The organism is Bifidobacterium sp. SO4, assembly GCF_018555355.1.
Taxonomy (GTDB): domain Bacteria; phylum Actinomycetota; class Actinomycetes; order Actinomycetales; family Bifidobacteriaceae; genus Bifidobacterium; species Bifidobacterium miconisargentati.
This window is the reverse complement of the sequence record NZ_JAFEJP010000018.1, coordinates 41,927-62,967: the sequence shown is the minus strand read 5'-3', so window position 1 is coordinate 62,967 and position 21,041 is coordinate 41,927. Positions and strand designations below refer to the sequence as shown.

Here is a 21,041-nt window from a genome sequence, read left to right as displayed (position 1 = left end):
ACAGATTTGCGGCGGTCATGGCCCAGGTGAGACGCCCGGTCCCATTCCGAACCCGGAAGCTAAGGCCTGGCACGGCGATGGTACTGCACCCGACAGGGTGTGGGAGAGTAGCACACCGCCGCATTCATATTTCATGAAGCCCCTTGACGGAAACTCGCCAAGGGGCTTCCTTTGTTCCCCTTAAACACGACAAACACACGGGCCCACCCATCAATGCATCGGATGGACTACCCTTCAGTCCGCTCCGCGGCCAGCTCCCCTGACAAGGGGAGCCAAGATATAGGGATACACGCCCCAAGGGAGCATCGGAACGGGGATGTCTCCGGTCCTTTGAGTACAGGAACATTCCCTTTCTGGACCCAAAGGACCGCTAATAGGCCGATTCGCGGTCTTTTCAGTACAGAAGGCATGCGGTTCTGTACAGGAAAGACCGCGAAACAGATGAACGCTACCGACCCCGCCCCTTGCGATAGGCGAGGGGAGCCACTCCCAGCGTGGCGCGGAAGACGCGCGTGAAATAGTTCGCCGAATTGAACCCGCAACGTGCGGCCACTGCGGAAACCGACAGGTCGGTGGTCTTCAACAGTTCCGTGGCCGCCCGCAAACGAACGTCCGTGACGTAGTCGATGGGCGATTGATGCAGATAGTCACGGAAGATCGCGGAGCATGTACTCCGGCTTACGGCACCGGCGGCGGCAATCGTGTCCAGCGCCAACGGGCGGGCGTAACTCGCCTGTATGAAATCGACCATGGCGGTCAACGCGGTGAGACGGCTGCTGGTACGGCGATGCGTTGCGGATACGCGACGATCGTCCGATATGACTGTCGTGATTCCGTTCGCAATATCGCCCGATCCATCGTTGGGCGTGCGGGTCTCCATCATGCCGTTCAACGCCCGCGCGATGGAGTAGAACCCGCTCAGCACGGCCAGTGGCGCATCGTACCTGTCCTGCGCGGCCGCCATCGCGTCCAATGACTCCAGAACCGTATGGGCGTAACCATAACCGTCACTGCCATCGAGCAGTAGATACGGCGGCCTGTCCGCCCCGCCGACGGGCAGAATGAACCGCTCCAGCACGTCCTTGGTGGCGCCGACGCGCATCTGGTTCACCAGCACGCACAGGAACTCGCAATCCGTGCCGTCCTCCGAATACCCGTAATGCAGTCGCCTGGCATTGACGAAGATGCCTTGCCCCTCCTCGATGCGTACCCGCTCGCCGTCCACGAAATACGTCAGATGCCCACGTCGGGCGATGAGAAACTCCCAATCGTCATGCCAATGGCATTCCGCGCGCATGTGCGGGTATGAGGAGAGCCGTCCTTCGCGGATATACGAGAAGAACGTGGGATAGTCGTACCGGACTCGCTCCGAACCGTCAACCCGCAGCCGTGCCGGATCCGGTCCGGCGATCTCCTGCTGGATGTCGCTATTGCGTGCTGCCATGACTCATCGATTCCTTGAATACTTTGGCAAAGGAGTGTGTATGCCGCGTATGGCACTGCTGCCAATGTAGCAAATAATGCTAAAAACCGTGCTGATTCTGCTGTTTTCGTGTGTTTGTCCGTCCGATATTGCTGTGTAATGGATGACGGTTGCAAGCCATGCGCAACAAGGCAAACACGGACGGCAAAGACGGAAGGAGCCGATGATGGCCAGTGAACCAACTTTCCGCGATTTCGTCCGTCAGCTATGCCCACTGGCTCTGCCCATCGCGTTCCAGCAATTCGTGTTGGTCCTGTCCAACGCCTTCGACGTGTTCATGCTCGCCGCGGTCGATCAGAACGCCCTGTCCGCGGTATCCCTCGCCACGCAATTCCAATTCATCTTCGACCTGTTCCTCATGGCCTTCACCATCGGCTCCAGCACCCTCATCGCCCAATATTGGGGTAAGGGAGACGTCGGCGCCGTGCAGCAGGTCATCACATTCGTCATGCGGCATACGATCGCACTGTCGGCCGTGTTCGCCGTCCTTGCCGCCGCGATCCCGCATCTGCTGATGCGTATCACTACGAACGATAACGTACTCATCGACCTCGGCTCCCACTATCTTGCCGTCACGTCGCTCGCGTTCGTGCTGATCGGCGTCAGCCAGATCAACCTTTGTTTATTCAAGAACACCGGTCGTGCGCGGACCGGCACCATCATCAGCGCCGTCGGCGTCGCGCTGCACATCGTGGTCAGTGCCACGCTCCTGTTCGGCTGGTTTGGCATGTCACGGCTCGGCGTGACCGGCGTCGCGATCTCCACGGTCGTCTCCCGCGCAGTCGAATGCGCATGGTCCTGTTGGAAGGTTCGGCAGGATTCGAGGCGCCATAACGCTCCCGGCGTGCAATGGCGCGCGCTGCTCCCCGTGTCCGCACAATGCAAGGCCAAGGTCGAGACCACCGGAATCAATCGCACCGTCAATGCCAAAGCCGATCCTGCAAACGGCTCCGGCAACACCATCCCCGGCAATACCGGCCGCCGCACCACCCGGACGTCCATGTCCATCCTCGAACGCGACTACTGGCGGTACACCCTGCCCGTGCTCGGCAACGAGATCATCTGGGGCGGCGGATTCGCCACCTACACCGTCATCATGGGCCACCTCGGCACGGACGCCGTGGCCGCGAACTCGGTGGCGAACATTATCAAGGACCTGCTGGTCTGTCTGTGCGCCGGACTCGGCTCCGGCGGCGGCATCCTCCTCGGCGGCATCATGGGCCGCGGCGAACTCGCCCAGGCGCGCCATGTCGGCCGCTGGCTGTGCCGCAGCGCGTTGGCGCTCGGCGTGGCAATCGGCGCGGTGATCCTCATGATTCGCCCGCTGGTCCTACGCTGGTCGCTTCTGGATGCGCAGGCCAACGAGTACCTGTCCGGCATGCTGCTCGTCTGCGCCTACTACGTGGTCGGCAAGGCCCTCAATTCCATCACCGTGGGCGGCATCTTCCCGGCTGGCGGCGATTCTCGGTTCGGCATGGTGTGCGATGCGGTGACGATATGGGTCATCGTGATTCCGATGGGCATGCTCGCCGCATTCGTCTGGCAGCTGCCGGTCATGGCCGTGTACGTCATTCTCAACATCGACGAACTCCTTAAGATTCCCGCCGTCATCGTCCACTACCGCACCCACCGATGGCTGCGGAATGTGACGTGAGAATCCGACTGACACGCCGCTCACCCGAAAGACCTGAAGACACGAAAGAAAGGAACCATCATGCAGGAAACCATGCGCCAGCGCATCGCGGAAGGCAAGCTCTTCACCGACTATTGCGAAGGCCTGCCCGAGGACCGGCTCGCGGCCAAGCGCCGGATGAAGCGATTCAATGAGCTCGATCCGGCCGATACGCAGGGCCGGGCCGCACTCATCGCCGAAATCCTCGGCGCTCCGGCGAACGCCTGGATCGAACCGCCGTTCTACTTCTGCTACGGCACGAACATCACCATCGGCGACGGCACGTACATCAACGTCAACTGCTCGTTCATCGACGATGGCCGCATCACCATCGGCGAGCGGGTCATGTTCGGCCCGTCCGTGAACATCGCCACCGTCAGCCACCCCATCAACCCTGCCATGCGCGAGTTCATGTTCGCCGATCCGGTCACCATCGGCGACGACTGCTGGATCGGCGCGAACGTGACGATCTGCCCCGGCGTGACCATCGGTGAAGGCACGACGATCGGTGCGGGCTCGGTTGTCACGCACGACATCCCCGCGCACACCGTCGCGGTCGGCGTGCCCTGCCGCGTGCTGCGCGAGATCAGCGAAACGGACATGGCCGAATACCGCCCCGGCATGACCTTCGCCGATGACGAGCTGGTGCGCGAGACCAAGGCCGCATAAGCCTCGGCCGCGGTCTCCTTGATGCCGCAGGTAGTCGTTCCCGTGCGCAAAGGGGCACTCGGGACAGCAGTCCGCGACCGTTTCGTGATAGGAGATCGCTGCTTCTAGCACGAAACAATCTCCAGCACGGCGATTCACGACGGTTTGGGGCTAGAAGACATCTGCTTCTAGCCTCAAACAATCGCTGTGCGGTCTTTTGAGTTGAGAAGGGACGTGGTTCTGTACTCAAAAGACCGCTAGGAGAGTGATTTGCGGTCTTTTGGATACAGAAGGCATGTGGTTCTCTATCCAAAAGACCGCTTACCGTTCCAATACGTCCTTCCGACCAATCGTGCGCGGGAAACGACAGGTTGTGTAATGCGGCCCACCGCGGCCTCGCGAACCTGATTGAATCAGACTAGCGGCGAATCGCATGCGGCAGAGCGGCGCGGCGGATTCGCTGGAGAGATACGCAACCAGTACGCGAGTACGCGGCCCGGACGCATCCAACCAACCGGTGCGCGCCCGGTGCCCGGCAGACAGTGCAAGGAAGGACGAGACAGCGATGGAACTCGAAGAACTTTCGGTGGCCGAGAAGGCGGCGATGCTTTCCGGCGGCTCCGAATGGGACTCGCGCGGCAACGAACGCGCCGGCATCCCCAGCTTCGTGATGAGCGACGGCCCCCACGGCGTGCGCCGTCAGCTCGGCGAGGGCGACCATCTGGGCCTTGGCGCCTCCAAGCCCGCCACCTGCTTCCCGACCGCCGGCACCGTGGCCAACTCGTGGGATCCGGCGCTCGCCGAGGAGATGGGCGAGGCGCTGGGCAAGGAGGCGCACGATCTCGACGTGAACGTGCTGCTCGGACCGGGCCTCAACATCAAGCGCAACCCGCTGTGCGGCCGCAACTTCGAGTACTACTCCGAAGATCCGATCGTGGCGGGCCGCATGGCCGCCGGCCTCATCCGCGGCATCCAGTCCAACGGCGTGTCCGCCTGCCCCAAGCACTTCGCCGTCAACAGCCAGGAGCTACGCCGTCAGGCCTCCAATTCGGTGATTGACGAGCGCACGATGCGCGAGATCTACCTGACCGGCTTCGAGATCGCCGTGCGCGAGGCCGCGCCCCTGACCATCATGACCTCCTACAACGAGATCAACGGCGTCTACGCGCACGAGAACAAGCACCTGCTGCAGGACATCCTGCGCGACGAATGGGGCTTCGACGGCATGGTCGTCTCCGATTGGGGCGGCTCCAACTCCGCCGTGGCAGCGGTCAAGGCCGGCGGCTCCCTCGAAATGCCCAGCCCCGGATACACGTCCGTGCGTGAGCTCGAAGGCGCGGTCAAGGCCGGTACGCTCTCCGAGGCGGACCTGAGCGCCCGCGCCGCCGAGGTCGCCAAGATAGCCCGCCTGACCCGCACCGAAGGCGTGGGCCGCAACGACCTGCTCAAGGACGACATCGCCGCCGCGCACCATGCCGTGGCCCGCAAGGTGGCCGAAGGGTCGGCCGTGCTGCTCAAGAACGATGCCGTTGGTGGCGTTGCCGGCAACGGTACCGACGGCAGCGCGCCCGCCCTCCCGCTCAGGCCCGGCACCCGCGTGGCCGTGGTCGGCGACATGGCCAAAACCCCGCGATTCCAAGGCTCCGGCTCGTCCAAGGTGAACGCCACCCGCGAGGAGAACATCCTGGACGAGTTGCGGCACTCCGCCAAGGACGCCGAAACCGGCATCACCGTGACCGGCTACGCCCAGGGCTATGACCGTCAGGGCGCCGCCAACCAGCCCCTCATCGACGAAGCCGTGGCGCTCGCCGCCGCAAGCGAAACCGACGCCGTCATCGCCGTGGTCGGCCTCGACGAGCGCAGCGAATCCGAAGGCCTCGACCGCTCCACCATGGCCATCCCGCAGGTCCAGAACGACCTCGTGGACGCCCTGGCCGCCACCGGCAAGCCCGTCATCGTGGTGCTCGTGGCTGGCTCCCCGGTCGAACTGCCGTGGTTCGACGCCGTGGCCGCCGTGCTGTACGTCGGCCTGTCCGGCCAAGCCGGTGCCTCCGCCACCGTGCGCGCGCTGGCCGGTCAGGTCAACCCGTCCGGCCACCTGGCCGAAACCTGGCCTCTGCGCTACGACGACTGCCCGTCCTCCGGCTGGTACCCGGCCATCGGACGCGACGCCATCTACCGCGAGGGCCCGTTCGTCGGCTACCGCTACTACGAAACCGCCGGCGTGCCCGTCCGCTTCCCGTTCGGCTACGGCCTGTCCTACTCGACGTTCACGTACACCGGACTCACCGCCGACGAAACCGGCGTGCAGTTCACCGTCACCAACGATTCCGACGTGCCCGGCGCCACCGTCGCCCAGCTGTACGTCTCCGGACCCTCCCGGACGGAACTTGGCACAGGCGAGCCGACCGGCGGCGTGCTGCGCCCTGCCCGCGAGCTCAAGGGCTTCGTCAAGGTCGAACTGGACGCGCATGAGTCGAAGGCCGTGCGCATCGACTTCGACCGGTACACCTTCCGTCACTTCGACACCGAAACCGACCGCTGGGCCATCGAATCCGGCGTCTGGACGCTCGCCGTAGGCACGGATGCCGAACATCTGCCGCTCGTCACGCCGTTCGCCGTGGCCGGCGACGTGGACGCCGCTCCCGCCGACCCCGCGCTGGGCCACTACCTCGGCGGCGACGTCAAGCACGTGACCGACGCCGAAATGGCCGTGCTGTTCGGCCGCGAGGTCATCGCCCCCGGCAAGCCCACCGTGTTCGGTGTGAACGACCCGATCTCCAGCTGGGTCGATTCGCGCGGATTCGCGGCCCGGACCGTGGCCAAGACGCTCATCAGCCGCGAGGCCAAGACCCGCCAGAAGACCGGTGCTCCCGACCTCAACACGCTGTTCATCCTCAACATGCCGCCACGCGCCATGAGCAAGATGACCCAGGGCATGGTCGACTCGGCCATGGTGGACGCCATCGTCAAGATCGCCAATGGCCACACCTTCCGCGGACTCGGCGGACTCATCGCCGGATTCTTCCGCAACCAATCCGCCAACAAGCGCACCGCAAAGGAGCTCAACCATGACTGACACCGCGAACAAGGCCGCCGATGCGGCCGAAGGCAAGAAACTCGGCCCCATCCGCCAGTGGATCAAGGACCATCCCACCATCTGGGAGTTCATCCTGTTCAACGTGCTCTCGAACATCTCCACCATCTCCCGCTTCGTGGTCACGTGGATCGGCACCGCGGTGTTCGTGGCCGGACTGGGCCTGACCACGCCGTTCCACTTCCTCATCTTCAACTACCCGGAGTCCGGCAACGGCCTGGGCGGCTTCCTCACCTTCCTCTTCGCCGAGGTGATCGCCCAGGTGGTGAACTTCTTCGTGCAGATGAAGTGGGTGTTCAAGTCCGATTCCAGCTTCAGGGACGCCGCCTGGAAGTACGCGATCCTGGCCGTGGTGATCGTGGTGGTGAACCTCGTGCTGCCGGGCTACGTGACCGCGCTGTGCCAGGGCTGGGGCATGAACGCCGGCGTGGCCGGCACCATCGCCTCCGTGGTCAACACGCTGCTGGCCGTGGTGGTGAGCTACCCGCTGCTCAAGTTCTGGATCATGCCCAAGAACAAGTAGTAGGAGGCCGCATAACCCATATCTCAATTCTTCTGATTTCTTCTTCCTCTTCCCCAAGGTCCGGCCGGACGTCTCCCCGTGAGCGTCCGGCCGGACTTTTTCGTTCCCGCCCATGGCTCCCCTTGTCAGGGGAGCTGTCGGCGAAGCCGACTGAGGGGTAGTCTTGCGGAATTTCGATTATTGCCGGTTCGGTAAGGCTTTTCGATGAGGGGCCAGATCGGTTGAACCGGCAAATGTGAACAATGCCACATGCGGATGGGCGGGTCGTTCCGCGGGACTTCGCGGCGGTCTTGCGGAAACGGCGGAAAATCAACAAAAACACTACATCTAGTATTTGTGTACGCAACACGCCACTACCCATAGTGGCTTGATTGCGAATCGTACGGCTGTAATATGGCGTTCGCTTCATTGTTCTACGTCAAGGGGAGCCACCATGACCGTCACCGTGTTCACCAAGCCGCATTGCCCGCAGTGTGAGGCCACCAAGCGCCAGTTCACCAAGCTCGGTGTGCCGTTCGAGACCGTGGATCTCTCCGAGAACCCCTCCACGCTCGAGCAGCTCACGGCCGCCGGTTTCCGCCAGGCCCCGGTCGTCATCACGCCGGACAACTCCTGGAGCGGCTACCGTCCGGACCTCATCCGCGAAGTCGCCAAGCAGGCCGTCGCGGCCGCGACCGCTCCGGTCGCCGCGTGAGCCCGGACGTAACGGCAGTGCCCGCGCCTTCGTCTGATGGTGTGGTATCGGCCGTCGGTCGTGACGGTATGGTCGTTGCCGCCACGTCAGGGGATTCGCCAGACACCACGGCCGTCGCAACGCCCAGTGCCCCCGAATACGCGGCGCAGGGCGAGCCGATCGGCGCGCTGGTCTACTTCTCCTCGGCATCCGAGAACACCGCGCGATTCGTGGCCGGATGCAGACTGGGGGAGTGCGGCATCAACGTCTACCGTGTGCCGCTCAGACCTGCGGACCCGCCGCTCAACGTGCGCGAACCATACGTCATCATGGTGCCCACGTACGGCGGCGGCGTGATCAAGAAGGCCGTGCCGATCCAAGTCAAACGCTTCCTGAATGATCCCGCGAACCGGGCGTGGATACGCGGCGTCATCGCCTCCGGCAACACCAACTTCGGCGAGGCGTATTGCGCAGCCGGAGACGTCATCTCCGCCAAATGCCACGTGCCGTTCCTCTACAAGTACGAGCTCATGGGCACCCCGGAGGACACCGCCGCCGTACGCGACGGCCTCGTCCACTTCTTCACGTCCTGATTGGTTCTGGCGCTCCCCTCGGGGAGGGGCGCCAGAAAAACAAACGTGCCCCTGCACGGCAACCCGCTTACGACCCATCCACCAACTTCAAACCCCCGGATTATCATGACCGATTTCACCAACACCGGCCTGTCGCTGGACAACACCGCCGCAACCGCCGCCGAACGCACCAACGACCCGTCCCGCGACTACCACGCGCTCAACGCGATGCTCAACCTGTACGACGCGGACGGCAAGATCCAGTTCGACAAGGACAAGGCCGCCGAGCGCGCGTACGTCACCGAACACGTGGCCCCCAACACCGTGACCTTCGACTCCACCGCCGAGCGCCTGAACTACCTCATCGAGCACCAGTACTACAACCCCGCGGTGTTCGCCCGGTACTCCGCCGACTTCCTGGATAGCTTCTACGAGCACGCCGAATCCACCGGCTTCGAATTCGGCACGTTCCTCGGCGCCTTCAAGTTTTTCACCTCCTACGCGCTCAAGACCTTCGACGGCAAGCGCTATCTCGAGGACTTCCCGCAGCGCTGCGCCGCCGTGGCCCTCGAACTGGCCGCCGGCGACGAGCGGCAGGCGATCGCGTACGTGGACGAGATGCTCGCCGGCCGATTCCAGCCGGCCACGCCCACGTTCCTCAACCTCGGCAAGGCCCAGCGCGGCGAGCCGGTGAGCTGCTTCCTGGTGCGCATCGAAGACAACATGGAATCCATCTCCCGCGGCATCAACGCGGCCCTGCAGCTGTCCAAGCGCGGCGGCGGCGTTGCCCTGCTGCTGAGCAACCTGCGCGAGCTCGGCGCGCCCATCAAGCACATCGAGAACCAGTCCAGCGGCGTGATTCCGGTCATGAAGCTCCTGGAGGACTCCTTCTCCTACGCCAACCAGCTCGGCGCGCGTCAGGGCGCGGGTGCGGTCTACCTCAACGCCCATCACCCGGACATCCTGCGCTTCCTGGACACCAAGCGCGAGAACGCGGACGAGAAGATTCGCATCAAGTCCCTGGCTCTCGGCGTGGTGATCCCGGACATCACCTTCGAACTGGCCAAGCGCAAGGAGCAGATGGCCCTGTTCAGCCCGTACGACGTGGAGCGCGTCTACGGCAAGCCCTTCGCGGACATCTCCGTCACCGAACACTACGAGGAGATGCTGGCGGACGATCGCATCAAGAAGACCTATATCGACGCCCGCAAGTTCTTCACCACCATCGCCGAACTACAGTTCGAATCCGGCTACCCGTACATCGTGTTCGAGGACACGGTCAACCGCGCGAACCCCATCGAGGGTCGCGTGACCATGTCCAATCTGTGCTCCGAAATCCTGCAGGTGCAGGAGCCGAGCACCTACCACGAGGACCTGAGCTACGCGCATGTGGGCCGCGACGTGTCCTGCAACCTCGGCTCGCTGAACATCGCCAAGGCCATGGACGGCGGCCTGGCAGGCACCGTCGAGACCGCGATCCGCGCGCTCACCTCCGTGGCCGAGCATACGAGCATCAACGCCGTGCCCTCGATTCGCCGCGCCAACGAGGAGGGGCACGCCATCGGCCTCGGCCAGATGAACCTGCACGGTTTCCTGGCCCGCGAAGGCATCATGTACGGCTCCGAGGAGGGCCTTGACTTCACGGACATGTACTTCATGACCGTGGCCTACCATGCCTACCGCGCCTCGCACGAGCTCGCCGTGGAGCACGGCCAGGCGTTCAAGAGCTTCCCGACCTCCGCGTACGCCAAGCCGGCCGGCCAGGGCAACTACTTCGACAAGTACACCGACGGCCGCCGTTCGCTCGAGCCACGCACCGCCACGGTCCGCGAGCTGTTCGCCCGCTTCGGCGTCGCGATCCCCACGGTCGACGACTGGAAGGAACTGCAGGCCGCGATCATCCGCGACGGCATCTACAACCAGAACCTGCAGGCCGTGCCGCCCACCGGCTCCATCTCGTACATCAACCACTCCACGAGCTCGATCCACCCGATCGCCTCGATGATCGAGATCCGCAAGGAAGGCAAGATCGGCCGCGTCTACTACCCGGCCGCCTACATGACCAACGACAATCTGGAGTACTACAAGGACGCCTACGAGATCGGCTGGAAGGCCATCGTGGACACCTATGCCGAAGCCACCCAGCACGTCGACCAGGGCCTCTCCCTGACGCTGTTCTTCCCGGACACCGCCACCACGCGAGACCTCAACAAGGCCCAGATCTACGCCTGGCGCAAGGGCATCAAGACCCTCTACTACATCCGCATCCGCCAGCAGGCCCTGGAAGGCACCGAGGTGCAGGGCTGCGTCTCCTGCATGCTCTGAGGGTTGACGTGGCCGGGAATGGCATGCATTGCTCGAACACACTCAAGGCCGTTCGGCCAAGCCTACGGTCGCGCAACGCATACCATTCCCGGCCACTACGCATCGCAATTGTTGTCCACGCACGATTATCTATGACAGGCAAGCGGTGGGTTGAAGGACGTGTTGTCAGACCGTAAAGACTTGGCCAGAGCGGCCTGGAGCGTGTCGGACAACACGTCCTTCAACCCACCGCATCAACCGTAAAAAGGAACAAAACCATGGCACCGATTTCCATTCCGCGCAAGCCGCTCAAGCTCATCGACCGCGTCTCGGCCATCAACTGGAACCGTCTCGAGGATGAGAAGGACCTCGAGGTCTGGGACCGCCTCACCGGCAACTTCTGGCTGCCCGAGAAGGTCCCCGTCTCCAACGACATCCCCTCCTGGCAGCAGATGAGCGAGGAGGAGCACACGCTCACCATGCGCGTGTTCACCGGCCTGACACTGCTCGACACCATCCAGGGCACGGTCGGCGCCGTCTCCCTCATCCCGGACGCGCTCACCCCGCACGAGGAGGCCGTGTACACCAACATCGCGTTCATGGAGTCCGTGCACGCCAAGTCGTACTCGTCCATCTTCTCCACCCTGTGCTCCACCGAGCAGATCGACGCCGCCTTCGACTGGAGCGAGCGGAACGAGTTCCTGCAGAAGAAGGCCGAGATCGTGCTCGACTACTACGAGGGCGACAACCCGTACAAGCGCAAGGTGGCCTCCACCCTGCTCGAGTCGTTCCTGTTCTACTCCGGCTTCTACCTGCCGATGTACTTCTCCGCGCACGCCAAGCTCACCAACACGGCCGACGTGATTCGCCTCATCATCCGCGACGAGGCCGTGCACGGCTACTACATCGGCTACAAGTACCAGAAGGGCATCGCCCAGCTCACCGACGCCGAACGCGCCGACCTGCAGGACTACACCTACGACCTCCTGAACGAGCTGTACGACAACGAGGTGGGATACACCGAATCCCTGTACTCCGGCGTTGGCCTGGTCGAGGACGTTGAGAAGTTCCTGCACTACAACGCCAACAAGGCGCTCATGAACCTCGGCTACCCGGCCCTGTTCCCGGCCGAGATCTGCGACGTGAACCCCGCGATCCTGGCCGCCCTGAGCCCCAACGCCGACGAGAACCACGACTTCTTCTCCGGCTCCGGCTCCTCCTACGTGATGGGCAAGGCCGAGGAGACCGACGACGAGGACTGGGACTTCTGACGCCCGCCCGGCAACGGTAGTCGCTCGGTAATCGCCCGGCATTGTGCCGAAACACCATCCAACGGACTGTATGTTCGCGTCTCAACGAGGCCGGCGCGAACATACAGTCCGTTGAAGGCCGCAAATCAACGGTAAGTTCGCGCATCCATCGTTCAGACGCGAACATACAGTCCGTTCGGCCGGTCCTGGAGCTGCGTTTCCGGTCCGTCCGGTTCGTCCCGGTTCGTCCCGGTTCGCCGTCCGGCGCCAGCCCGTACTGGTCCGGCAACCGCCTGATGGGTCACTGGAGCATTCGTGCGGTTACGGTCGTTCGACTGTGCCTTAGCGTGACCGGAGCCCCGCCTACCGCGGAATCAGCACCGTGAGCACGAACCAGTGGTCCTCGGTGCGAATCGTCACCTCGCCGCCGTACTGTGCGGCGATATGACGGATCGACTTCACGCCGAACCCGTGCCGCGCGGCATCCCGCTTGGTGGTGCGCAACGCGCCCGTCGAGTCCTTCCTGAGCGTGGAATCGTAGTAGTTCTCCACGCGAATCACCGTGAACCGCCCCTGCCCGTACAGGGCCAGCCGGATGAGCCGCTGCTGCTTGTCCGGCAGCTTGCTGGTCGCCTCGATGGCGTTGTCCAGCGCGTTGCCGAACAGCGAGGCGATGTCCATCGACGACATGCCCGCCAGCAGCTTGCCGTCCGCCACCGCCGTGAGCGTGATGCCCCGGTCCGCGCACGTGCGCATCTTGGTGGTCAGAATCACGTCCAGCACCGGATTGCCGGAATGCTGCTGCGCGCTCGCCGCCGCCACCGAAGCCTCCAGCTGTTCGAATCCGGCAGCCGCATGCTCCGGGTCCACCTCCGCCCGCAACGCCGCGATCTGGTGCTTCAGGTCATGCGCGAGCCGTCCGATGGCCTCGATGTTCTCCTTGGAGGCCAGATACTCCTGGTGCTGGCTGTTGAGCTGCGCGTTGATGGAGGCCAGTTCGGCGCTCGCCGCCATGCGCCGCGCCTGTTCCTGCTGGGCGTAGAGGATTGCGAACCCGCAGAAATCCACCAATGTGCGGATGTAGAACACCTCCTGGCCCACGGTGCCGGAGAACGGCGTGTTGGTGGAGATGAAACTCAGGTTGCTCATGGCGAACGTCACGATGGTGATGGCCACCGTGCCCACCGAAAGCTGCAGGGTCGTGTTGGTCGGCGCATCGTGCGCGAAGTTGCCGCGTTCTATCGCCCACGCCGCCACGAATCCGATCGCGTACGTGACGACCAGCACCAGCGAGGCGTACGGTTCCCGGGGCGGCATGCCGACCCCGTACTGCAGGAACGTGACCAGCTGCCAGTGCAGCGAGGCCACCAGTTCCGCCAGTACGAACGCGCGTGCGGCGATGTACAGGCCCTCGCGATTGCCGGTGCCGGCACCGAACCGCACGATGGCCCACATGCCGCCGAACGCCAGCAGCATGCCGATTACCCAGAACCACAGTGGCATCGCGCCGTCGAAGTACTGGATGCCGATCATGCCCGCCAGTCCCAGCACGCCCACTGTGATCGTGCGCGACAGTGGCACGCGCCGGTAGATGACCAGCAGATACGTCACGCACGCCATCCACTCGCAGATGGCCGTGTAGAAGCGAGGGATGTCCGGCAGCGCGTTGGTGATGGTCGTCCCGCCCATCACGCGGCTCCTGTCTCGGTCGCAGCGGTCTGGCCGTCTGCCGGCCGTTCGTCAGCGCCGGTCTCACCGGTTCCGGCACCGACACTGACGCCACTGGCTCCGGCTCCGACGCCGGCCCGTGCGGTCGGCCCGGCCGCACCCATGTAGTTCGTCAGCGCCGTCAGGAACGCCTTCTTGCGCGGCCGGCTCACCCGCAGCAGTTCGCCGTTCGACATCACGCAGTCCTGACCGTCCACGCCCACCACATGCCTGAGGTTCACCAGATAGCAGGAGTTGGAGCGGAAGAAGTCCTGCTCGGCCAGCCGCTCCTCGAAGTCCTTCAGCGTGCCGGACACCGAGAGCTTGCCATCCAACGTATGCACGATGATGGTGTGCCGAATCGACTCGATATACGTCACATCCGCCAGCTCCAGCCGGATTTGGCGCCCGCCGGCCTCGATGAGCAGCGGCCCGTCCGAACGCCGGCGCACCATATCGATGGACCGCTTGAGCTCCTGCCGGAACGCGAAGTACGGCACCGGCTTGAGCAGATAGGAGAGCGCCTGCACCTGATATCCGTTGATGGCGTACTGCGGGGCCGCCGTGATGAACACGATCACCACCGAATCGTCGCGCTCGCGGATTCGGCGCGCCGCGGACATGCCGTCCAGGCGCGCCATCTCGATGTCCAGGAAAAGGATGTCGTACGTGGGCGTGTACTGCTCCACGATGGCCTCGCCGTCGTCGAACACGGCGACCGTGAACTCCACGCCCGTCTCGCTGCGATATTGATTGAGGTAGTCCAGTATCCGCTGGCATGCCACCGGGTCATCCTCGACCACGCCGACCCTGACGCTGCGCATCGCCGCACCTCCTGCCATGTCCTTTACCTGCAAATCCTAACCCAGTCGCCCCGATAACCGGGGGAGCCGGTGCGCAGACTGCTATTTTCGGCAGCTGTTCTGCCGTGGGGCGCCCGTGGAATCGCCGAAGAGTCCCGTATGATGCGGCGGCCGTCCATCGGCCCCGCCCGAATGCCGTCGCCGCTCTGGCGAACGTTCGCATCGTGGCGTTACGCTGGATATATGGAACATGATCCGTTGGTCAGCATCATCATCCCGGTGTACAAAGTCGAACGCTACCTTGACGAATGCGTGGCGAGCGTGACCGCGCAGACGTACCCCAACCTCGAGATCCTGCTGGTGGACGACGGCTCTCCGGACCGCTGCCCGGCCATGTGCGACGCCTGGGCCGCCAAGGACGGTCGCATCAAGGTCATCCACAAACCCAACGGAGGCCTGTCCGACGCGCGCAACGCCGGCATCGCACGGGCCACCGGCGCGTACATCTACTTCGCCGACTCGGACGACACCGTGGCCCCCACGCTGGTCCAGGACTGCCTCGACGCCATGCGCGACTACGACGCCGACCTGGTGATGTTCCAGTTTGACACCATCTCCGAGAACGACAAACCGCTGCTGTCCAGCTACCGTCACAACGACTACTCCGAAGTGCAGGTCCTGACCCCGGTCGAGGCCATCAAAAAGCAGGTCAAGGCCGAGATCGACGGCTATTTCTGGGCGTTCCTGGCCCCTGCGTCCACCTACCAGAACACCGGGTTCGCCTTCCCCGTGGGCCGCAAGATCGAGGACCTCTCCCGCATCTGCAACGTGATCGGCGAGGCCACGCGCGTGGTGCGTCTGCCCAAGGCCCTCTACCACTACCGCATGCGCGAAGGCTCCATCACCGCCAGCTGGGACCCGCAGCTCACCCGCGACTGGACCCGCGCCGCCGACGACCGCGAGGAGTACATCGTCCACCGGTTCCCCGAGCTCAAGGGTTTCATGACCCTCCAGCAGCTCAACTTCTTCGCCAACCTCGACTATGAGACCATCCGCCAGTCACTCATCGCCGGACTCAAGATCGACCCCGAGGACGCGGACGCCCTGCGCCGTCGCATCGAAGGGCTCGCCAAGTCCGCCGACGAAGGCGACGAGCCGATTCCGGAGACCCTGCGCGAGCTGCTGGGCCTGCTGAAGATGGGCGTCGCCCACCTCGCCGATGGCGCGGCCGGGGCCGCCGCGGCCAAACCCGCTGTCCTGCCTGACGACGATACCGATCCGACGCTGCTCGAACGGTTCCGCGACATGCGCGAGGACTGGCGCCAGCTGCGCATCCAGCGCATCGAGGCCGCCGAGGAACGCCGCGACGAGCGCAAGGCCGAACGCGAGGCCCACCGCAACGGCGTCACCTTCGAACTGGAGTGATTCATTTCGGCTCCCCTCTCTGAGGGGAGCTGTCGGCACAGCCGACTGAGGGGAGCCCAGACCGGTTGGTGTTCGTTGGCATCCGAGAGCCGACGAACACCCCGTTAGACACCCCACCGGGGATCGCCTGACACGCGACACGCGATGCGAAAGTTTTCGCGCGTTTGTCCTTGAGTTTGTACGGGGGCCGTGTATAGTGAGTGGTGGCTCAACGAAGAGAACCTTCACTGAACCAGGAAAAGTGAACGCTGAGGCTTGCAGTTCCCGGAAGCAATGTAGTAGATGGCTACGGTAGGTCGAAGCATAGTAATAACCACAAATCCCTTTACAACGGATCGTGAGGCACGTACCTGCCTCTGAAAGGATTAGTAATTATGGCAGAAGTCGTTTTCGACCACGTCACTCGTATCTACCCGGGCAACGACAAGCCCTCCGTGGATGATCTGAATCTTGATATCAAGGATGGCGAGTTCCTCGTCCTCGTCGGCCCTTCCGGCTGTGGTAAGTCCACCACCCTGCGCATGCTCGCCGGCCTGGAAGAGGTCAACAAGGGCCGCATCCTCATCGGTGGCAAGGACGTCACCACGATGCAGCCGAAGGACCGCGACATCGCAATGGTGTTCCAGAACTACGCTCTGTACCCGCACATGACCGTTGCGGACAACATGGGCTTCGCTCTGAAGATCGCCGGCACCCCGAAGGATGAGATCCGCAAGCGCGTCGAGAAGGCCGCTGAGATCCTCGACCTGACCGAGTACCTCGACCGCAAGCCGAAGGCTCTGTCCGGTGGTCAGCGTCAGCGTGTGGCCATGGGCCGTGCAATCGTCCGTGAGCCGAAGGTCTTCCTCATGGATGAGCCGCTGTCCAACCTCGACGCCAAGCTCCGTGTCCAGACCCGTACCCAGATCGCCGCTCTGCAGCGTCAGCTGGGTGTCACCACCCTGTACGTGACCCACGATCAGACCGAGGCTCTGACGATGGGCGATCGCATCGCCGTCATCAAGCTCGGCATCCTGCAGCAGGTCGGCGCCCCGACCGAGCTGTACGATCGCCCGGCCAACGTCTTCGTCGCCGGCTTCATCGGCTCCCCGTCGATGAACCTGAACACCCACCCGGTGGTCAACGGCAAGGCGAAGATCGGTGAGGACACCGTGGACCTGCCGGCTGAGGCCGTCAACAAGCTCACCCCGGAGGACAACAACCAGATCGTGGTCGGCTTCCGTCCTGAGGACGCTGGCCTGGCTCCGGCCGACGAACCGAACGCCTTCTCCCTGAAGGTCGTGAACGTCGAGGATCTGGGCTCCGACGGCTACATCTACGGCAACATCATCACCGATGGCTCCGCTGCCGAGGCCTCTCAGGTCATGTCCGACCAGAACAAGCTCACCACGATTCGTGTGAACCCGCGTGCGCTTCCGAAGGTCGGCGCCACCGTCAAGATCAAGATCGATCCGGCCAAGATGCACCTGTTCGCTCCGTCGACCGAGCTGCGTCTGAACTAGTCGATCGCCGGTCACGGCGTAGATACACTTGGCGAGGTCTAACCGCTTCGTCAACCATTAAACGAGGTTGTTCTCTTCCTCTCTTATGACCTCGTTGGAAAAGCCCCGCATAGCTGCGGGGCTTTTCTTGTATTGACACGCGCTCGCGGCGGGAACGAGGGCATAGGAGGTGCGGGCTTGGCTTGATTTCGCTAAGAATACCATTAATTATTCTTTTATCGGAATAATTAACGGTATTCTTGAACCATGACGGTTCGAAGTGAGGGACGCTTATATACAGTCGGGGAGGCCGCGAAGCGGTTGTCGATTACTGATCGAAGGGTGCGTTCTTTGATTCAGAGTGGGGAGCTGCAGGCGGTGCATGCAGCTCCAAGAGTCATGCTGATCACAGAGGAATCGCTGATTCGCCTTGCTCTCCGGGAAAAACGTGCCGGAAGACCGTATTCGTCGGAAACCGCAATGGGTGCGTTATACCTGCTCTCCGGGGAGTCGATTGGCTGGCTCAGCGCGCGGAAGCGATACGAGATCAGAAGATTGCTTAGGGAAACGGGCGCGGATGCGTTCGTGCGCAATATCCGTCATCGTGCCGATGTCCATGAGTATTGGGCCAATGCGTTGTTCCTGGACAGGCTGAGCAGTAGTGACGACATTTGCCGTTCCGGTGGATGCGAGGGAATGGCTGAATATTTTGAGCTTGCTCCTTCGGAATTGGTTGAAGGATACGTGGAAGAGAGCGATTTGCCGATACTGAAGTCGCGGTATATGCTCAAGGAACTTGCCGAGCCGAAGAGGGTTCGTTTTCATGTGGTGAGGGGGTGCCCCATTCGGGGGCGTCGAGTGATGCCGATCGCGGTGTGCGCCGCGGATTTGGCCGATTCGATTGATCCACGAGAACGTAATGCCGGTATGGGACGGTTGGCTGCATTGTTACGTGATTTTCAGGGGGGAACAACATGACGAATCCGGTAATTCAGATTCCGTCTGGAAGGCATCCTTGGGGAACGGTCCTTGCATTGGCCGAGCATACGGAAGATCCCACTTCGTGGAGGCTTGCTGGTGGTCTAATGGTGCAAGCTCATGCCATGTTGCACGGTCTGAGCAGTCGTCCGACCACGGATGCGGATTTTCTCGTGGACGTGTTGACGCACAAGCATGCCGTTCGTGAAGTTCGTGATGCATTGCAGAGCATGGGCTTTCAAGTGACGAGAGGATCGCTCACCGGATATACCACGCGGATGGTGCACGGGAATTCCAGCGTCGACCTATTGGTGGACAACCATTTGTCGCCATACCTTCGCTCTCGGGCGTTGCTTAGCGGGCATCAGATGCTTGGTATGCCGGGGTCTCGTAGAGCTGTGGCTCGCAGTATGATCGTTGATTTGCGATTTGGGCAAAGAGCCGCTTCGGTATGCATGCCGGATGTGATTGGAGCACTGTTGATGAAAGCGGCATCTTGGCGGGAGACGAGGCAGGGGGATCGGAGTCGTCACCTTCTGGACGCGGCACTATTGGCTTCGCTGATCGATGATCCGATTGCCGCGTTGCTTCGTTTGGATAATCGCAGCAGAAGCGACCGGAAGAATATACGGACTTTACGCGATGCATTGCTTGTGTCCGATGATGACTTTGCATTTCGGCAGTTGGATGCGGAACATGAGGAGAACGCGAAGCTGGTTTTGGGAGTATTGGCCCGATTGCTGGACATGCCTCGCCATGCCGGTCGTCCGGAGGATTATGTCTGACCTTTCTTGGAGGAAGCCTCGCCGCACCGCCGTTTGGCCCGGACATCCCCGATGCGCCGTAAAATCGAACACATGGAGTTGAACGAATTACCCCAGTTGGATCCGCGCGCGCTGAAGGCCACGTCTGTCAAAGCCGAAGACGAAAAGGTCGATTCCGGCGAGCCGCAAGCATTGAAGATCACCGCCGCCAGCTCGAACCCGAAGATGTTCACGCTGCCGTGGCACAAGCCCCTGGCCACCTGGCCTGAGGACCTGCTCGCCAACCTGCCGCGAGGCATCTCCCGCCACGTGGTGCGCTTCGTGCACGTGGGCGACGAGGTCTACGCCATGAAGGAGATCACCCGTCAGGTTGCCGAGCGCGAGTACGAGCTGCTGCGTCGCCTGCAGAAGCTCGACCTGCCCACCGTCCAGCCGATCGCCGTGGTCACAGGCCGTCGCAACCGCGAAGGCGAGCCGCTGGAGGCGATCCTGGTCACCAAGCACCTCAAGTTCTCGCTGCCGTACCGTGCGCTGTTCGCCCGCAACCTGCGTCCGGACACCGCCGAACGACTCATCGACGCCCTCGCCGTGCTCATGGTCCGCCTGCACCTGGCCGGCTTCTACTGGGGCGATGTGTCTCTTTCGAACGTGCTGTTCCTGCGTGACGCCGACGCCTTCTCCGCCTTCCTGGTGGACGCCGAGACCGGTGATCTGCACGTGAACCTGACCGAAGGCCAGCGCGAATACGATATCGACCTGGCCCGCACCAACATCATCGGCGAACTCATGGATCTGGCCTCGGGCCGTCTCCTGCCGAGCGACATGGACGAGATCGAGGTCGGCAACCGCCTGGTGGACCGCTACCACTCGCTGTGGAGCGCCCTGACCGACACGGACAAGTTCGGTCCGGACGAGATGTGGAAGATCGAGCAGCGCGTCAACAAGCTCAACGAGCTCGGTTTCGACGTGGACGAGCTGGAGATGAAGACCGCCGAGGACGGCAAGCGCGTGCTGGTCCGCCCGCGCGTGGTGGACGCCGGCTACGCCTCCCGCAAGCTGCTGCGCCTCACCGGTCTGGACGTGCAGGAGAACCAGGCCCGCCGTCTGCTCAACGATCTCGACGCCTACCGCGCCTCCATGTGGCGTGACGACGAGGAGCTGGAAATCGTGGCCACGGACTGGATGCGCGAGGTCTACGAGCCCACCGTGCGCATGATTCCGCGCGAATACCGCTCGCAGATCGAGCCCGCCCAGTTCTTCCACGAGGTGCTCACCCACCGCTGGTTCCTGGCGGAGAAGGCCGGTCACGACGTGCCGATGGGCGAGGCCGTGAAGAGCTACATCGAGAACGTGCTCCCGCAGTACAAGCTCGACAAGAAGGATGTGGACGCCCTCAACGCCGAAGCCGACTCTGGCGTGGTGGACGACGAATACACCTACGGCGACGACGGCTACAACCCCGACGACGATCCGGATGCCGCGGTGTGGAGTCATTAAATGAAGGTACCTCGGCTCCCCTTGTCAGGGGAGCTGTCAACCGTGTCGGTTGACTGAGGGGTAGTAGAAGCAGCCAAAGGCCGCAAAAATGCGGCCGTAGGCCGTCTGTACCCCCTGAAAGGGTGGTTGCCAACGTGCGGCCACCCTTTTTGCCTTTATGTCGC

Annotated in this window: 16 protein-coding genes and 1 rRNA gene; 14 read left to right on the top strand and 3 right to left on the bottom strand. The window is 63.0% G+C overall.

Annotated elements, in window-relative coordinates:
- Positions 1-7: 7 nt before the first annotated feature.
- Positions 8-124 (top strand): 5S ribosomal RNA (gene rrf / locus JS536_RS10550).
- A 324-nt stretch (positions 125-448) separates the two neighbouring features.
- Here the strand turns inward: rrf and JS536_RS10545 are convergent.
- Positions 449-1,444, bottom strand: a complete 996-nt coding sequence (locus JS536_RS10545) for an AraC family transcriptional regulator (RefSeq protein WP_214356882.1) — start codon at positions 1,442-1,444, stop codon at positions 449-451.
- A 202-nt stretch (positions 1,445-1,646) separates the two neighbouring features.
- Between JS536_RS10545 and JS536_RS10540 the strand changes: the two genes are divergently transcribed.
- The 8 genes from JS536_RS10540 to nrdF all read left to right on the top strand — a co-directional run bounded on the left by JS536_RS10540 (position 1,647) and on the right by nrdF (position 12,243).
- A complete protein-coding gene (locus JS536_RS10540; protein WP_214356881.1) occupies positions 1,647-3,137 on the top strand; it encodes an MATE family efflux transporter in 1,491 nt (496 codons plus the stop codon).
- A gap of 60 nt (positions 3,138-3,197) precedes the next feature.
- Entirely contained in the window at positions 3,198-3,824 is a 627-nt protein-coding gene (locus JS536_RS10535; RefSeq protein WP_214356880.1) for a sugar O-acetyltransferase, read from the top strand.
- Positions 3,825-4,368: 544 nt separating this feature from the next.
- Entirely contained in the window at positions 4,369-6,882 is a 2,514-nt protein-coding gene (locus JS536_RS10530; protein ID WP_214356879.1) for a glycoside hydrolase family 3 C-terminal domain-containing protein, read from the top strand.
- A complete protein-coding gene (locus tag JS536_RS10525; protein WP_214356878.1) occupies positions 6,875-7,423 on the top strand; it encodes a GtrA family protein in 549 nt (182 codons plus the stop codon). The genes JS536_RS10530 and JS536_RS10525 overlap by 8 nt, the downstream gene beginning before the upstream one ends.
- A gap of 433 nt (positions 7,424-7,856) precedes the next feature.
- On the top strand, positions 7,857-8,117 hold the full coding sequence (locus JS536_RS10520) for a glutaredoxin family protein (protein ID WP_214356877.1): 261 nt from the start codon (positions 7,857-7,859) through the stop codon (positions 8,115-8,117).
- 68 nt (positions 8,118-8,185) lie between these two features.
- Positions 8,186-8,689 carry a class Ib ribonucleoside-diphosphate reductase assembly flavoprotein NrdI gene (gene nrdI / locus JS536_RS10515; protein ID WP_214356885.1) on the top strand — a complete coding sequence of 168 codons (504 nt, stop codon included), beginning with the start codon at positions 8,186-8,188 and terminating at the stop codon, positions 8,687-8,689.
- A 105-nt stretch (positions 8,690-8,794) separates the two neighbouring features.
- Positions 8,795-10,993: a class 1b ribonucleoside-diphosphate reductase subunit alpha gene (gene nrdE, locus JS536_RS10510; protein WP_214356876.1), complete on the top strand. Its 2,199-nt coding sequence runs from the start codon at positions 8,795-8,797 to the stop codon at positions 10,991-10,993.
- A gap of 257 nt (positions 10,994-11,250) precedes the next feature.
- A complete protein-coding gene (gene nrdF / locus JS536_RS10505; RefSeq protein ID WP_214356875.1) occupies positions 11,251-12,243 on the top strand; it encodes a class 1b ribonucleoside-diphosphate reductase subunit beta in 993 nt (330 codons plus the stop codon).
- A gap of 342 nt (positions 12,244-12,585) precedes the next feature.
- Here the strand turns inward: nrdF and JS536_RS10500 are convergent, their stop codons facing one another.
- Positions 12,586-13,911, bottom strand: a complete 1,326-nt coding sequence (locus tag JS536_RS10500; protein ID WP_214356874.1) for an ATP-binding protein — start codon at positions 13,909-13,911, stop codon at positions 12,586-12,588.
- A complete protein-coding gene (locus JS536_RS10495) occupies positions 13,911-14,753 on the bottom strand; it encodes a LytTR family DNA-binding domain-containing protein (protein WP_214356884.1) in 843 nt (280 codons plus the stop codon). The genes JS536_RS10500 and JS536_RS10495 overlap by 1 nt, the downstream gene beginning before the upstream one ends.
- A gap of 222 nt (positions 14,754-14,975) precedes the next feature.
- Between JS536_RS10495 and JS536_RS10490 the strand changes: the two genes are divergently transcribed.
- The 5 genes from JS536_RS10490 (at position 14,976) to JS536_RS10470 (ending at position 20,877) form a co-directional block, all read left to right on the top strand.
- A complete protein-coding gene (locus JS536_RS10490) occupies positions 14,976-16,157 on the top strand; it encodes a glycosyltransferase family 2 protein (RefSeq protein ID WP_170115050.1) in 1,182 nt (393 codons plus the stop codon).
- 374 nt (positions 16,158-16,531) lie between these two features.
- The gene (ugpC, locus tag JS536_RS10485) at positions 16,532-17,659 is read left to right on the top strand and encodes a sn-glycerol-3-phosphate ABC transporter ATP-binding protein UgpC (RefSeq protein WP_214356873.1); all 1,128 of its coding nucleotides are present in this window, start codon (positions 16,532-16,534) and stop codon (positions 17,657-17,659) included.
- A 246-nt stretch (positions 17,660-17,905) separates the two neighbouring features.
- The gene (locus tag JS536_RS10480; RefSeq protein WP_276310847.1) at positions 17,906-18,616 is read left to right on the top strand and encodes a helix-turn-helix domain-containing protein; all 711 of its coding nucleotides are present in this window, start codon (positions 17,906-17,908) and stop codon (positions 18,614-18,616) included.
- On the top strand, positions 18,613-19,401 hold the full coding sequence (locus JS536_RS10475; RefSeq protein WP_214356871.1) for a nucleotidyl transferase AbiEii/AbiGii toxin family protein: 789 nt from the start codon (positions 18,613-18,615) through the stop codon (positions 19,399-19,401). Before JS536_RS10480 ends, JS536_RS10475 begins: the two co-directional genes overlap by 4 nt.
- Before the next feature lie 72 nt (positions 19,402-19,473).
- Entirely contained in the window at positions 19,474-20,877 is a 1,404-nt protein-coding gene (locus JS536_RS10470; RefSeq protein WP_214305288.1) for a DUF4032 domain-containing protein, read from the top strand.
- Positions 20,878-21,041: the final 164 nt, after the last annotated feature.

Coding starts and splice junctions, on each gene's coding strand:
- JS536_RS10545 (WP_214356882.1), bottom strand. CDS start 1,444: ATGGCAGCACGCAATAGCGACATCCAGCAGGAGATCGCCGGACCGGAT.
- JS536_RS10540 (WP_214356881.1), top strand. CDS start 1,647: ATGATGGCCAGTGAACCAACTTTCCGCGATTTCGTCCGTCAGCTATGC.
- JS536_RS10535 (WP_214356880.1), top strand. CDS start 3,198: ATGCAGGAAACCATGCGCCAGCGCATCGCGGAAGGCAAGCTCTTCACC.
- JS536_RS10530 (WP_214356879.1), top strand. CDS start 4,369: ATGGAACTCGAAGAACTTTCGGTGGCCGAGAAGGCGGCGATGCTTTCC.
- JS536_RS10525 (WP_214356878.1), top strand. CDS start 6,875: ATGACTGACACCGCGAACAAGGCCGCCGATGCGGCCGAAGGCAAGAAA.
- JS536_RS10520 (WP_214356877.1), top strand. CDS start 7,857: ATGACCGTCACCGTGTTCACCAAGCCGCATTGCCCGCAGTGTGAGGCC.
- nrdI (WP_214356885.1), top strand. CDS start 8,186: ATGGTCGTTGCCGCCACGTCAGGGGATTCGCCAGACACCACGGCCGTC.
- nrdE (WP_214356876.1), top strand. CDS start 8,795: ATGACCGATTTCACCAACACCGGCCTGTCGCTGGACAACACCGCCGCA.
- nrdF (WP_214356875.1), top strand. CDS start 11,251: ATGGCACCGATTTCCATTCCGCGCAAGCCGCTCAAGCTCATCGACCGC.
- JS536_RS10500 (WP_214356874.1), bottom strand. CDS start 13,911: ATGGGCGGGACGACCATCACCAACGCGCTGCCGGACATCCCTCGCTTC.
- JS536_RS10495 (WP_214356884.1), bottom strand. CDS start 14,753: ATGCGCAGCGTCAGGGTCGGCGTGGTCGAGGATGACCCGGTGGCATGC.
- JS536_RS10490 (WP_170115050.1), top strand. CDS start 14,976: ATGGAACATGATCCGTTGGTCAGCATCATCATCCCGGTGTACAAAGTC.
- ugpC (WP_214356873.1), top strand. CDS start 16,532: ATGGCAGAAGTCGTTTTCGACCACGTCACTCGTATCTACCCGGGCAAC.
- JS536_RS10480 (WP_276310847.1), top strand. CDS start 17,906: ATGACGGTTCGAAGTGAGGGACGCTTATATACAGTCGGGGAGGCCGCG.
- JS536_RS10475 (WP_214356871.1), top strand. CDS start 18,613: ATGACGAATCCGGTAATTCAGATTCCGTCTGGAAGGCATCCTTGGGGA.
- JS536_RS10470 (WP_214305288.1), top strand. CDS start 19,474: ATGGAGTTGAACGAATTACCCCAGTTGGATCCGCGCGCGCTGAAGGCC.